The 13865-nt window shown below is 69.3% G+C and carries 13 protein-coding genes; 7 read left to right on the plus strand and 6 right to left on the minus strand.

Translation table 11 applies throughout. The annotated features are described in order from the left end of the window. Nucleotides 1-84 precede the first annotated feature (84 nt). Entirely contained in the window at nucleotides 85-585 is a 501-nt protein-coding gene (locus ACFWP2_RS32380; RefSeq protein WP_380458129.1) for an AAA family ATPase, read from the plus strand. Here ACFWP2_RS32380 and ACFWP2_RS32385 read toward each other — a convergent pair. From ACFWP2_RS32385 to ACFWP2_RS32400, 4 genes are read right to left on the minus strand one after another with little or no spacing between them, the layout of a single operon-like run. Next, nucleotides 543-1433, minus strand: coding sequence for a hypothetical protein (locus tag ACFWP2_RS32385; protein ID WP_380458131.1), 891 nt, complete (start codon nucleotides 1431-1433; stop codon nucleotides 543-545). The genes ACFWP2_RS32380 and ACFWP2_RS32385 overlap by 43 nt on opposite strands. Beyond that, on the minus strand, nucleotides 1430-2665 hold the full coding sequence (locus ACFWP2_RS32390; protein ID WP_380458133.1) for a glycosyltransferase: 1236 nt from the start codon (nucleotides 2663-2665) through the stop codon (nucleotides 1430-1432). The genes ACFWP2_RS32385 and ACFWP2_RS32390 overlap by 4 nt, the downstream gene beginning before the upstream one ends. After that, the gene (locus tag ACFWP2_RS32395) at nucleotides 2662-3366 is read right to left on the minus strand and encodes a hypothetical protein (RefSeq protein WP_380458135.1); all 705 of its coding nucleotides are present in this window, start codon (nucleotides 3364-3366) and stop codon (nucleotides 2662-2664) included. Before ACFWP2_RS32395 ends, ACFWP2_RS32390 begins: the two co-directional genes overlap by 4 nt. Next, a complete protein-coding gene (locus ACFWP2_RS32400) occupies nucleotides 3363-4517 on the minus strand; it encodes a glycosyltransferase family 4 protein (RefSeq protein WP_380458137.1) in 1155 nt (384 codons plus the stop codon). Before ACFWP2_RS32400 ends, ACFWP2_RS32395 begins: the two co-directional genes overlap by 4 nt. Nucleotides 4518-4660: 143 nt before the next feature. On the opposite strand from ACFWP2_RS32400, the gene ACFWP2_RS32405 reads away from it, so the two are divergent. Beyond that, on the plus strand, nucleotides 4661-5632 hold the full coding sequence (locus ACFWP2_RS32405; protein ID WP_380458139.1) for a multiprotein-bridging factor 1 family protein: 972 nt from the start codon (nucleotides 4661-4663) through the stop codon (nucleotides 5630-5632). Beyond that, nucleotides 5629-6198 (plus strand): peptide deformylase, encoded by a 570-nt coding sequence (locus tag ACFWP2_RS32410; protein ID WP_380458141.1) that lies wholly within the window; start codon nucleotides 5629-5631, stop codon nucleotides 6196-6198. Before ACFWP2_RS32405 ends, ACFWP2_RS32410 begins: the two co-directional genes overlap by 4 nt. Nucleotides 6199-6265: 67 nt before the next feature. Here the strand turns inward: ACFWP2_RS32410 and ACFWP2_RS32415 are convergent, their stop codons facing one another. Both ACFWP2_RS32415 and ACFWP2_RS32420 read right to left on the minus strand, forming a co-directional pair. Further along, nucleotides 6266-6730 (minus strand): hypothetical protein, encoded by a 465-nt coding sequence (locus ACFWP2_RS32415; protein ID WP_380458143.1) that lies wholly within the window; start codon nucleotides 6728-6730, stop codon nucleotides 6266-6268. Nucleotides 6731-8165: 1435 nt separating this feature from the next. Then, a complete protein-coding gene (locus ACFWP2_RS32420) occupies nucleotides 8166-8765 on the minus strand; it encodes a hypothetical protein (protein WP_380458145.1) in 600 nt (199 codons plus the stop codon). Between the two features lie 1392 nt (nucleotides 8766-10157). Between ACFWP2_RS32420 and ACFWP2_RS32425 the strand changes: the two genes are divergently transcribed. The 4 genes from ACFWP2_RS32425 (at nucleotide 10158) to ACFWP2_RS32440 (ending at nucleotide 13775) form a co-directional block, all read left to right on the plus strand. Next, nucleotides 10158-10991, plus strand: coding sequence for a hypothetical protein (locus ACFWP2_RS32425; protein WP_380458147.1), 834 nt, complete (start codon nucleotides 10158-10160; stop codon nucleotides 10989-10991). 138 nt (nucleotides 10992-11129) lie between these two features. Further along, a complete protein-coding gene (locus ACFWP2_RS32430; protein WP_380458149.1) occupies nucleotides 11130-12458 on the plus strand; it encodes a S28 family serine protease in 1329 nt (442 codons plus the stop codon). A gap of 273 nt (nucleotides 12459-12731) precedes the next feature. Further along, nucleotides 12732-13217, plus strand: coding sequence for a hypothetical protein (locus ACFWP2_RS32435; protein WP_380458151.1), 486 nt, complete (start codon nucleotides 12732-12734; stop codon nucleotides 13215-13217). Between the two features lie 156 nt (nucleotides 13218-13373). Further along, nucleotides 13374-13775 carry a VOC family protein gene (locus ACFWP2_RS32440; RefSeq protein WP_380458153.1) on the plus strand — a complete coding sequence of 134 codons (402 nt, stop codon included), beginning with the start codon at nucleotides 13374-13376 and terminating at the stop codon, nucleotides 13773-13775. Nucleotides 13776-13865 lie beyond the last annotated feature (90 nt).

Below are 13865 nucleotides of genomic sequence, written 5' to 3' on the forward strand. Positions count from 1 at the left end.
CGGAGGGTACGGAACGCGGTTCCCGGAGCCGGCCGCGGTGGCAGACTTGCCGGTGAACGCTGGTGGCGGTGAGGGGAGTTGTCGGTGGCCGAGAGTGGTCCGGTGGTGTTCCTGCTGGTGGGGCTCACCGGTTCGGGGAAGACGACCTACGCCCAGCGGGAGCTGGAGCCGCGGGGTGCGGTGCGGCTGTCGGTAGACGAGGCCGTCCACGAGCGGCACGGCCGGTATGGGATCGACTATCCGGAGAACACCTACTTCGAGAAGGAGGCCCCGGTAGTCGCCGAGCTGCACTCCCGGCTGGTCGAGCTGGTCTCCGAGGGCCGGGACGTCGTGTGGGACCACGGACTGTGGCAGCGGAAGGACCGCGACGCGATGAAGGAGCTGGTGGAGTCGGCCGGCGGTCGGTGGCGGCTGCTGTACTTCCCCGTCGATCGGGACGAGCTGCTGCGCAGGCTGGCCGAGCGCAACCAGCGAGGGGACGCGAACGCGCTGATCGTGACCCCTGAGGCTCTGGACGACTTCTTCGCGCGGTTCGAGGCGCCTCAGGACGAGGGCGAGGAGATCGTGGAGCCGGGCTGGCTCTGACGGGGCGGGCGCCAGGCGGCGTGGATCTGGGCGGCTTCGGCGGCCCAGTCGTCGGGCAGGCGGTCGAGGGTGACGTGGCGGAAGGCCAGGCGAGGGTCGGAGACGTCGATGCGGCCATGGTGGCGGTCGATGTGCTGCAGCAGGCGGGTGGCCTCAGTCCTGACGGCGTGGGTGTGCTCTGTCCAGGCGCCGGACGTGAAGCGGTCGACACGGCGGCGCAGGTCGTCCAGGACGCCGGCGCGCCACTTGAAGTGGTGGACGCACGCGAGCGTGTGCGAGTCGGGCCTGCGGCCGGGGGCACGGTGGTTGCCGGAGGCGACCGTGACATCGGAGAGCGCGAGGACGATCTTGCGAGGGTCGCCCTGCAGGAGGCGGTGGGTGAGGTGCCCACCGAGCGGGAAGGCACGGTCAAGCCCGCTCTCGGGCCGCCAGAGGGCGAGTCGGCCGTCCGCGCTGACGCGGTCGAGCATCAGCCCGCCCACGACCGCCCGACCGTTCTCCTCGGCCTCCGCCGCCACGTCGCTGAGCGTGGCCGGGTAGGTGTGGAACTCGTCGGAGTCGGCGAGCAGGTGCCAGCCGGGGCCGGCCTGCCGGCGCAGAGCGTCGCGCAGTTCGGTGTTGGTGTGCTCGTGCCACGGCCCGGTGCTGACCTGGCCGGTGGGCAGGTCGAGTTCCCGGGCGGTGCCCAGCAACTGGCGACGCCAGGCGTCGGGGACGTGCTCGGCGAAGTGGAAGGCGAGGTGGAAGCGATCGATGCCGAGTCGGCGGTAGTGAGCGGTCCAGGCGGTCAGCAGGACCGGTTCGACCGGGCCGATCACGGCGACCAGCGCGGGGGCGGCGGGCGTCATCGGTACTCCTTGATCAGGTCGGTGTAGGTGTCGATGAGGTAGGCGGCCTGCTCGGCTGCCGGCAGCATGTCCAGCGCCGTGGGTGCCTTCGGCCCCGGCCGCTCCGGCGGCCCGTCCGTCAGAGCGTCGAGCGCCGCGGCCAGGGCACCCGGGTCGCCGGCCGGAAACACCTGGGCCCAGGGCTGCCCGACCAGCCGCTCGGTCAGGTCCGGGTCGTGGTCGGAGACGATCAGCGGGACATCGAGCCGGGCGGCGTCCATGACCAGGCCGGATTCCTTGCCGGTGCCGGGACACCGGGCCACCACGGCGGCATCGGCGGCGGCATAGACCAACCGGAGGATGTCCTCGCCGACCGGGCCGGGCACCGTGTGGACCCGCACACGGGGCAGGCGGTGCCAGCGTTCGAGTACCGCGTCGTCCAGCGGAGTGCCGCAGACCAGGACGTGTAGCGGCTTGGTGAGGCGGGCCAGGGCGGCATCGATGGTGGCGATGTCCTTGTAGGGCCACCAGCCGCCGACCACGCAAACCGCCGTCGCCGAGGCGGGGATGGTGAAGGCGGCGCGGGCACCGTCGCGCTCGGCGGCGGTGAGGGGCCGACCGTCGTCGACCGCGAACGCCTGAACCCGGCCTGCGAGGTGGGGAAAGACCGGGGAGAGCCGGTCGCGGACGGCGGTGGTCGGATAGAGGGCGACCACGTGCTTCTCGCTCCGCCGGGCGAGCCGACCCAGCAGACGGACCGGCGAGTCTTCGGTGGTGACCAGTTCGTGGATGAACCGCAGGTGTGGGGTGCCGCCGAGCAGGGCGGCCATGCCGTGCAGGGCTTCGCTCGCGCTCAGGATCACCACGGCCGCCGGCTGAGGGGCGAGGCGGCGGGCGGTGCGAAGGCAGGCGGCTTCGGTCAGGCACCGTGCGATCAGGGTGACCTGGTGTGGCAAGCGACGCAGCGCCACCGGCCAGCGTCGCGAGCCGAAGGCCCGCTTGCCGGCGGTCGACACGTATGCCGCCGTTCGGGCTCCGGCCATCAGGGCCTTCGCCGCCGTACCCACCGGTCCGGCGGCGATGCAGGAGCCGGCCCGCAGCAGCGGACCGAGCCCGTCTGCGATCCCCTGCGGGGTGATGACCACGGCACCCGGGCGAGCGGCGGCAAGCGCGGCCAGTGTGCGCTGGTGGTGCCCGCCGCCTCGATGGGCGTTCGGCTCGATCAGGACCAGCGGGCCGGGGCGGTTGCTCATCCGGCGACCGCCTGTTCGCCGTGCAGCGTGATGAAGTGCCGGTGCAGCCACGACGGGTCGTTGAGCGCCTCGAAGCGCTCGGGGTCGCGGGCCGCGGTCCGGGCGAACTCGATCCCGTCGCGGGCGCCGACGGACGCATAGTCGGCGAAGTCGCCGTCCTTGCCGGCCTTCCAGGCGTCGATGCGTTCCTGGGCGGAGGCATCGGTCATGCCGTACTCGCTGCCGCGCGCGAGCATCGAGCACTCGCGGAAGCCCGCCTTCCAGGCGTGGAACGGGGTCTGGTTGAACAGCGTGATCCCGGCGGTGTGCTGGCTGAACTCGACCCGGCCGGGCAGCGCGGCGAGCACGTCGACGGCCTGGCCCATCTCCTGCAGCGCGCTGGTGCGGATGAGCTTGAGTCCGCCATAGCCGTAGGTCAGGCCGTTGACCGGGTTCACGGCCCGCCAGACCCGCATCGACACCCCCGCGGCCAGCGGCTCCACCGAGCTGGTGAGGAACTCGGGGTCGATCGCGAAGTCGCCGTCGGCGAGGAAGAACTGGTCGGTGTCGACCAGCTCGGCGGTGAGGCGGTAGGCGCGGCGCATCCCGCGCACCCCGTGCAGGCGCTTGACGCTGCCGCCCAGTACTCGGGCCAGGCGGGTGTGCAGGGAGTCGGCCAGCGGCTCGTCGTAGGAGAGCTGGACCGCGTCGAAGCCGGTCACTTGATCGCCTCCAGGTAGCGGGCGGCAACCGCGTCGGGCGTGAGGTCGGTGGTGGAGACGTACGCACGCTCGGCGTGCAGCAGGTAGAACTCGGGGTCGGTGGCGAGGCGCTCGGCGATCAGGGCCGCCTGGTCGTCGTCGTCGAAGAGCAGCTCGGGATCGAGGTGCTCGGCCAGCCAGCCGGTGCGCGGGCCGATCACGGGCAGGCCCATCGCCTGGCAGTCGATCACCGACATGGACCAGGGGCAGCCGGGCCGGAAGGGTGCGATGCCGAAGTGGGCTCCGGCGAGCAGGTTGCGGTAGCGGATGCGGTCGCCGCGGTCGGAGGCGATGTCGACGCCGTCAACGGCGGCGAGTTCCTCCAGGTGCCGCTCGGGGCTGGGGTCCAGGCGGACGCGCTCGGCGCTGCGGGTGCCGAACAGGTCCATCACGGTGAGCCGTACCGGGGCCTTGGCGACGAGGTGGCGGGCGAGCCGGGTGAAGCGGGCGGTGCCGTAGTGGGCATACAGGCGGTGGTTGTAGATGCCGACAGCGGCGCCCACGGGGGCGGTGAAGTCGGCCGACTCGCGCACCAAGCGCACATCCCTGGGGGCGGGCACCACGTGCAACTTCTCGGTGAGTTCGACACCTGTGCGGTTAGCGACGGCGGCGGTCCACGAGGCGGCCGTGCCGGAGTGGACCAGGACGCGGTCGCAGGCGGCGAGGCCAGCGGAGAAGGCCAGGAGCACGCTGCGGCCGAGCCCGCCGTCGTCCATCGCGGGGTCCAGCTCCAGCTGACCGGTGTCGGTGAAGGAGAACGGCAGGTAGTGGCAGTAGCCGGCGATCAGCGCGTCCACTCCCGCTTCCAGGAGCGCGGCGCGGATCGCGGGGGCGGCCTCGATCTGGTTGGCCACGACCACTTCGGGCTGCTGGCGGCTGAACAGCCGCACCAGGGCCCCCACGCCCGGGTTGAAGCGGGCCCGGTACTTGGTCGACGGCGAGGCGGTCCGCACGAACTGCACGCGGTCGTCGCCGGCCGGGACGGGAGCGGCCACGGTGACCTCGACCCCGGCGTCGGCCAGGGCCGGGGTGAGCATGTCGGCGAAGGTGTAGCCGGAGTCGGCAGTCAGCTGGCTGGAGTTGGAGACGTTGAGCAGGTACAGCAGGCGCATCCCTTGGGCCCTCCCTCTCTCGGCCCGGGTGTCGACCCGGGCTGGCAAAAGAAGGAAACCGGCTACCAGGACCGTGACAGAATGATGAATCGAGATCACTCACGGTTCATTCATCTCATCCAGCAGCCAGGGCGGGGGCCTTGATGGACGAGCGCGACGACAGCCCGACCGTTGAGCAAGCCGCCGAGGCGTTCGCAGCGGAGGTCTCGTACTGGCGCGAGGTGCGCGGCCTGTCCAAGCGGGGGCTCGCCCTCAAGATGGGCTTCGACCCGTCGTACGTGAGCCACGTGGAATCCGGCCGGCACAAGCCGACCGAGGACTTCGCGCGTCGCTCGGAGGAGACCCTCAACGCGGGCAAGGCCGTCTGGAAGCGCTGGCTGGACTACGAGACCGCCAAGAACCGAGCGGCCCCGGCTGCGGCTCCGCCAGCCCCGCGCCGCCCCGAACAACCGTACGCGACGGGCTCAGCGATCATCGTGGCCCACGACGGCGCCCGCCTGGACTTCGACGGCTCCCACTACCGACTGACGATGCGCCGGCTGTTGCGGAACACCGGCAGCGAGCCGATCACCCGCTACCTGATCCGCATCAGCGTCGACCGCTACCCCGGTGAGCCCGAGCGCTCCAACGCCCACTACCGCGAACACCCGCTGACCTGGGACGAACTCGCGCTGACCGCGACATGCCGCGGGGAGGCGATGAACTGGCAGACCAAGCACGACCGCGACGCGTTCAAGGAAGTCTGGCTGCTCTTCGAGAACGAGCAGGGCCGCTTCCCGCTCTACCCGGGCGAGGAGGTCTGGATCGAGTACGCCTACTCGGTCGGCGAGGAGAAGTGGGGCCGCTGGTTCCAGCGCGCGGTCCGCCTGCCCACCGAACACCTCGAAGTCGAACTCGCCTTCCCCACAGACCTCGACCCCGCCGTGTGGGGCATGGAGACCTCCATGACCGCCGAAGCGGCACCACTTCGGACCGCCCCGATCCGGCGCGAGGAGGGCGGCATGCGCGTCTTCTCCTGGAGCACGTCCACGCCGGACCTCCACGCCCGGTACCGTCTCGAATGGCGGTTCCGGGCCCGACCCGAACGCGACACGACCCAAGGGGAGTTCAGGTGATCCAGGTGCGGCCCAGCGAGCAGATGCGTGACCTCGGCGTCGTCCAGGAGGGCGAGCCCGTACTCGCCGAGCCTGCCCGAGCGTTCGACCTGCCCACCGAGCGCGACGCCGCCGAGCAGGTCATCGAGAAGCTGTTCACCGCCATGGAGCGGATCAGCCAGGTCCACCCCTTCGCCAAAGGCATGGGCATCGCCGCACCGCAGATCGGGATCGGCCGGGCCGCCGCCATCGTCCAACCAGCAGAACCCGGTGCACCGGCGATCATCCTGCTCAACCCGACCATCACCGACCGCGCCGACGAGACGGACGAGCAGTACGAAGGCTGCCTCTCCTTCTTCGACGTCCGCGGCATGGTCCCCCGCCCACTGCGGATCGCCGTGGAAACCACCACACTGGACGGCCAATTGGTGGCCACCATGTACGAACGGGGACTCGCCCGCCTGATCCACCACGAGATCGACCACCTCAACGGTCTGCTCTACACCGCACGGATGCGGAGCGGCATCGACCCGGTCCCAGTCGAGCAGTACCGCCAGACCGGCCGCGCCTGGGCCTACGAGCAGTAGCGGGCCACGGCCGCCATGTGGGCAGGGTGCCGGCCGCAGCTAAGCGGCGGTACGGACGATCGCCTTCCTATCTCCGCTTGTCGCGTTGGCGCTGGAGATCATCCAGAAGCTTTTCGAGCTTCAAGGATGACCAGGAAGCGCTTGCGTTCCACTGGTCCCACTTGGTGGGAAAGTAGGGCGCCACGTTGATGAGCTTCCGCTTGAGGTCCTCCAGAGACTTTGCGAACTCCCCGGCTGTCTCTGCCGCATAGCGCTCCGGGTCCTTGCCGGGCGGGACAACGTACCTGCCAAGGACAGTGGGCGCGTGCTGGATCGCGTAAGCCACTGCCTTGACCGCTTCGTCGAACGCAGAGCGTCTGGCCTGCTCCTCCTGCAGCGCCAGTTCCGTAGCGCTCTGTGCCGCCCGTTCCCTTTCGTCCTGCTTAGCGAAACTGCGGCGGCGCCGTTCGTGCCCAGCCACCACTAGATAGGACGTCAGTGCGGAGACGGGCGCGGTAGCGAGAACAGCAAGGACTACGTCCTCCAGTGCCACAGTCACTCCTTTGTGATGCGCGCGCCATGCGCGCCGGAAAGAGACTGCATCACCAGCGGACTAGCAATCAAATCCAGCTCTGGACATGGGATGCAGTGGCGAGGGATAGCCAGCGACACTGATCTACTACGCCGGGCAGAACGCCGACCTGACCGGCACCGTACGGCCGATGGCGGCCAGCCCACCACCAGCACAACCCTGCACCCACCACCGCCGTGGCTCGACCCACCAGCAGCACCGCCGCTACCAGTAGCTGCATGGCGAAGGGTCCGGCGCGCCCAAGGACGCCGAACCCTGACAGCACCGGTCAGCGCGTGCTGCGCCATCCACGGCGCGGCCCCGCCGCCCGCGCGCCACATCCAATCAGTGGTCTTGATCACCATCACCTCGCGAGTCTCGCCCCATAGGGGTCACTAATCCGCTGCAGGGATGAATGCATCGGTAGCAGGCGAGAGGCCGCCCATCTGGTTCGGATCCCAGCACCCGTCGCAGGACTTCAGGTTCGATTTCCATTCGAGTAATCCGAGCGAGCGGGTCGCGCGGATCATTGACCAGCGAGACCTCATGGAGTGACGCGTCCCGGATCACCGGGTGCGGACGTACCCACACCGTCTGGCCGACAGCGTGTCCACATACCGTGGCTCCACATGCCGAACACGATCCGTCTGACGCACGCAAGACCAAAATCTCGTACGCGGTGTCGAGAAAATGAGGGCACTCATCGAGGTCCTCTCCGCACAGAGAACAGCAACGTACTACCTCAGTAAAGCCAACCGACATCCCCCAGCGATAGTGCATGAGCGACACCGGACAGACCTCCCAGTACGCCCCATCCTCAAAAGGCACGTCGCAACCAAATAGGCCGCCCACGAACGCAGCGACCTCATGCGCGTGGCGGTGCGCAGTGGGGCCCGCAGGAGTGCGCTCCAGGAAGTTGAAGGCGTCGATCGCTCTTGCAAGTGCCTCCCGAGCGATCCGCTCAGCGTCCTGCCAGTAGAAGACGCTCGTGGCGGGACCGAGCGCTTCGACAGTCGGTGGCGTGAGGCCGTGAGTGACAAACCGGTGTGGCTCAGGGCTGGGGCTCCGTATCGCGTAGCCACAAACAACACCAGCAGCGGACTGCGCCGACCGCCGCCATGCCTGGCTGCTCAGTCTTCGGGCCACTGGCTCCCAAATAGCCCGCAGATGACGTATTTGGGACTGGGGCTCGCGTACGCCGCGCAATGCCAGATCAGCGGTGGTCTGCCCCCAGGTGGGAATGTCAGCGAGGTCAGCACCAACGAGTTCGGAGAGCACGCGGCAGGCATCGGCGTAGCTGCGGGTTGACTCCCTCAGGGCAGCGTGTCCGTCTTGCCATAGGGCCTGCTCACGAGCTCGTCCGGACGGTGGAGGAAGGGCGACTCCAGTGCGGATCGCCCGCCCAGCAATCCTCATCTCACTCCTGCCTCATTCCGGGAGGGATCTCCAGGGACTGGTTCTGTTCGGGTGGCCGAGGTCCCGACACTGGCCTGGCGAGCGCGTCGTTGATGAGGCGGTCGATCTGGCTGGTCCGGCCGGTGACCTCGACTCCTCGCAGGATGACGCCGGACTGCCTGAGGTCGAGCTCAGCAATCCTCACTGTGACGAGTGCGCCGTCGACGTCGGCATCGGTCTCGGTGTCTCCACGCCCTCGGGACGATCGCACTCGTGCCCTGGCTGTCGTCGCAATGGCCCTTGCTGCTGCCTTGAGCGCATCGCTGGAGACACCGATGGCCACAGCTACCGCGATCGTTGCAGCGACGCTCTCCGCGCTGTACTCACTCAAGTAGCTGCGGGCGCCCCTCGGAAGCGCGAACTCGATGTCGACCCCGTCTCGCCTCAGGGATTTGAGCAGTCCCGCAACGTCCTCGCGGTAGCCGGCCGCACCATCAAGGACCTTGTCGGGTAGCAGGTACAAGCGCCCCGCAATCACGGGCACCTGAAGTTGCTCGGCCACCAGCCGTTCCCCGAGCAGCCATTCCCGTGCTTGTCCAAGCGACGGTTCCTGAAGCGCCATGTCGGACGTACTTCTCTCGGTCAGCCTGGCGAAGTGGGCGTCGCCAGCGGTTCACGCCGATACAGCAACTTACCGTCTCTGACCGATGCAGCGGCCGTTCCTCCGTGGGAGGTTGGCTTAGCGCTGGTTTGCAAGTGCCATGTGGCGAGCAGGATCGCTGCGATCCCCTGCCGCGTCGCGAGAGGTGCCGTTTGAAGCCGTCACGTGGTGAGTCACGTTCCAAGAAGCCCGTGAGCCGACCTGGTGAGGACTTGCTCCGAGCTGTCCTCGCGAAGGCACCCGCCGAACAGCGGAAGCTCGCCGATGGCCGAGATACAGCGGCCGTTCTCATCGGCATGGTCCATGAATGGGGCGAGATCCGCGGCGGCAAGGTCTGGTGCGAGATCACTGGCAGTCGGTGGGCCCACTTGTCCGACGACTCATGGGTCATCGGCGACTACCGTCCGCTCGGTCTGAGTGCGGACATGTGCGCGGTAAGCGATCACGCGGTGGGACGAACCTTCGCTTCCGGCTACCAGAAAATGGTCTCATGCAGCGTGCCCCCGGTGTCCTACTGGAGCGTCATCACCACGCTGGAGGACGTCGTACCTGTCATGCTCGCTGTCCTAGACCGCGAACTGACCGGCGCGATCGCGTGCCTCGATTGGTACCTCCAGACACCATGCTCCCCCAGGCTCTGCCCACATCACCCAGACGGCGATGGCCCGCCAATCTGTGGCTCGGCCGCCTGCGCAGACGCCTCACGCGACAGCCCTTGCGACTGTGTCTGCGGAAGCGAGAATCACGGCATCGGCAGGGGTGCACTCCGTACCGCACGCCCTGAGGCACCCGACTGGTCCACCGCGCCAGCACCGTTGTGGCAGCCGGGCTTCGGCACCGTAGAGGTGGACCCAACGCACCGCCGGATTGCTGGACGTAGTCCGTTCAGCCGGCACGGCACTCGCGTACGTGCCCCCTCAGTGGCGTGGACCGGCACGGTGGAAGACGCACCAGCCGACCGCGACTGAGCACCACCTGGTCTCAGTTCTGGTCTCATTCACCCCCGTCCGGCCCGGTTCGACCGGTGTCCGGCGGTTCGCGCCGCCGCAGGTCAGAACGGGTGTGAACCCTGACGGACGCCCTTCGTGAGAATGGGAAAGCGTGTTGGGGGCAACCCCTCACGAGTTCGAATCTCGTATCCTCCGCCTTCACGAAGGCCCCGACCGGTTCGCCGGTCGGGGCCTTCGTCGTATCCGCCCTCACCGGTGCGTGCTGCTCCCGGCCGGGTTCGGCGGCGGGGGGTGTCCGTGCGGACGGGCAGGAACCGCTCACTCCGTCGGGCCGTCATCTCCACGGGGGATGCCACAGGCTCACGCCCCCTGCGCTCTTCACCGCCGAGGTCCGAGGAGATCCATGGTCGACACCGTCAACTCGCTGGTCACCCGCGTTCACGAACTGCTGGTGGCGCACCTGACCAACAGCGCCGCCGGGATGGTGCCCGGGCGGGACGCCTCCTCGCTGCTGGGTGCGTTCCTCGGTGCCCCGCGGGCCGTCGACGTCGCCGCGGGCTTCCACGACATCGTCCGGCGTGCCACGGCGCTCGGGCCCGACGGCAGGTGGCTCGTCGCCTCGGCCCACTCGAGCCTCGCCGGCCTGGCCCTCGCCCGCGGGCAGGCGGACCAAACGATCCTCCACCTCGACGCCGCGGTGTCGGCCGGCTACAACGACTGCGTGGCGCTCCACATGGCCCCGATACGTCCGCTGCACCACGACCCCCGCTTCCAGGCCCTGTACCAGCGGATGCGCGTCACCGAGGCGGACCTCGACGAGTTCTTCTGGATGCACCAGGAGATCCAGATCATGTCGAGGGAGTCCCAGAGCGCGGCCGTCGACAACATCGGCCGCCTCGACACCGGGGTGTCCCTGCTCCCGCAGGCCCCCCTGCCCACCCGCGAACCGGACACCCCCGGCGTCCTGATCACCCGCGTCGATCTCGCCGCGACCCAGACCGCACTCCAACAGGCCGCGGTGAAGGCGGAGTTCCAGCGCAGCTCCGGCAACACCAGCCTCAGCCTCATCGACGACACGTGGGACTACCCCCGCGCCCGGCTCGACGCCTGGCACGCCGAGGAGTTGGAGACCCGGCGCATGCAGGCCGCCGCGGCCCGCGCTTTCGTCGAACGCCCCGGCGCCGGGACCACGCTCCTCCCCTGCCCACCGCTGGGCTCGATCCGCTACCCGGCCTGAGGAACACGGAACGAGGAACGCGGAGCGACGGACGGTCGCGGTCTCCCTCTCGGGAGGGAGGCAGCGCCCCGCCCCGGCGGGATCCGCGGTCCTCGCCGAACCGGTTGACTCGGGGCATCGACGACCGGGGAGGCAACCATGCTGCGCAAGCGAATCGGACGGCTGGCGGCACAGATCGCTGTGGCGGCGCTGCTGGCCGGCACGGCCGCGGTGCCCGCCGCGGCGGCGCAGGAGGCGGGACCGGCCGACATCCGGACGGCCATCGAGGCGGTTCCGGGCCTGCACGTCGTGGAGGAGAGGCCGGCCGCGGCCGGGTTCCGCTTCTTCGTCCTGACCCTGCACCAGCCCGCCGACCACCGGCACCCCGAGAAGGGCGGCTTCGAGCAGCGCCTCACGCTCCTGCACCGGGGCACCGACCGGCCCACCGTGCTGTACACCAGCGGCTACACCGTCTCCACTGCCCAGAGCCGGGTGGAACCCGCCGAACTGCTGGACGCCAACCAGGTGAGCACCGAGCAGAGGTTCTTCGGCACCTCCCGGCCCGAGCCGGCGGACTGGGCCGACCTCGACATCGAGCAGGCCGCGGCCGACCACCACCACGTGGTCGAGGCGCTGAACCAGGTCTACCGGGCGGCCTGGATCTCCACCGGCGGCAGCAAGGGCGGCATGGCCACCGTCTACCACCGCCGCTTCTACCCGCAGGACGTGGCCGGCTCGGTCGCCTACTCCGCGCCGAACAACACCGACGACCGCGAGGACTCCGCCTACCTCGACTTCCTGCGCACCGTCGGCACCCCCGAATGCCGCGGCGCCCTCCAGGCCGCCCAGCGGGCCCTGCTGGAGCGCCGCACCGCTCTGGTCGCCAGGTACCAGGCGTGGGCGGACTCCCGGGGAGACGGCTTCCTGCTGACCGGAAGTGCCGACAAGGCCTTCGAGATCGCCGTGCTGCGGACACCGTTCATGTTCTGGCAGGGCCACGGACAGGCCGCGTGCCCGGCCGTGCCCGCTCCGGACGCCTCCGACGACGCGCTGTACGACTGGCTCTCCGGCATCGCCCAACTCCCGGTCTACGCCGACTCGGTGGCGAACCAGTTCGTCCCGTACTTCTACCAGCTGGGCACCCAGCTGGGGTACTTCCCGGTCGAGACGGCCCACCTGGCCGACCTGCTCCGCTACCCCGGTGCCACCGAACCGCGCACCTTCGTCCCCCGCGACATCCCGCTGAACTACCGGCCGCAGGCGATGCGCGACGTGGACTGCTGGGTCCGCACCCGCGGCGACCGGCTGATGTTCGTCAACGGCGGCGCCGACCCGTCGGTGGCCGAGCCGTTCCGGCTGGGCCGGGGCACCCGGGACTCCTACCTGTTCCAGGTTCCGGGCGGCACCCACGCGGCCCGCATCGCCAAACTGCCCGCCGCCGACGCCGCGACGGCCACCGCCACCCTCCGCCGCTGGGCGGGGATCTAGCGGTCACGAGCCCGAATCGCAGCTCCTCCACTTCACGAAGGCTCCGACCTGTTCACCGGTCGGAGCCTTCGTCCTGTCCAGCCGAACAGGGAAGCGCTGCGGCCACCCTGCCAGCAGCGCCCAGCCATAGCTCCGGACATCGCAAACACCGGCTACTGGAAGAAAGAGAGACTAATTCTCTAAGAGAGTCCGTGTGAGTAGCTGGACACGAAGACTTGCGGCGTGCAAGTATCAGTCGTCCGCCGGACGGTGGAGACACAGGGAGGGCATCTCATGTCGCAGGAACAGCAGCAGTTCATTTCGGTGCCAGTGCCGAGCCAGCACGTCACGCAGGTGTACGCGCTCCTCGCGGAGCTCGCCGGGACGACAGCGGGGGCATCGAAGGAGGGGGTCTCCGGACCGCTGGAGGACGGAGAATGGCCGTTCGTCGAGTGGAGCGTGCAGGACCTGCGCAGGCTGACCGAGGATCAGCTGGATTCCGTGCAGGTGGTCACCCGCGTGCTGGACATCCTGGCCAAGCAGCCTGGCGGCCGAGTGAGTTACACGTCCCTCGTCGAGGCGCTCGATGTGGATCGGAAGCGCCTGCGCGGAGTTCTGTCCGCCTTCACCCGCGTCGTGCACAAGCACTACGGCCGACGGAACTGGCCGATGACCTGGGTGGAGGCACTCAGCGACGGCGCCGAGTTCAAGTCTGAGTTCTTCTACACGGTGAACGAGACCATCGCCATGCGGTGGCAGGAGGTTCGCGCACAGGGCTGACAACAGCTCACATCCCGAGGGCCCGGACCGCGTCGTGCGGGCCGGGCCTTCGGCGTATCGGCGTTTCGGCGTTTCGGGTGATGGGGGCGACTGCCCGGGCGAAGGTGTCCGATTCGTTCAAGACCAGGCATCGCGGCGCTGGCTAGCGTGGCGGGCATGAACAGTACTTCTGCACCGCGGTTCTCCTTCGTCGGGCTGGCCGTTTCGGACGTGGCCGCGTCGGTCGCCTTCTACCGGCGGTTGGGGGTGGAGTTTCCCGAGGGGGTCGACGGGGAGGCGCACGTGGAGTGCCAGTTGCCAGGTGGGCCGATGCTGGTGCTCGACGCCGAGGAGACCATCCGGTCGTTCCATCCCGCCTGGCAGCCGCCGAGCGGGGGCACGCGGAGCGCGCTGGCGTTCCGTTGCGGTAGTCCCGCGCAAGTGGACGCGCTGTACGGGGAGTTGACCGGCGCCGGGTACCACGGGGAGCTGAAGCCGTGGGACGCCTTCTGGGGGCAGCGGTACGCCGTGGTGCACGACCCGGACGGCAACGGGGTGGACCTGCTCGCGCCGCTCTAGGCCCAGACTTCGCACATGGGGTTTTAGGTTTCCAGCCAGCGGGGTCGGGTTTCGTCGATGTCGAGGAGTTCGAGCAGGTGTGCTTGGACT

The sequence above is a fragment of the Kitasatospora sp. NPDC058444 genome, assembly GCF_042721415.1.
Classification (GTDB): domain Bacteria; phylum Actinomycetota; class Actinomycetes; order Streptomycetales; family Streptomycetaceae; genus Kitasatospora.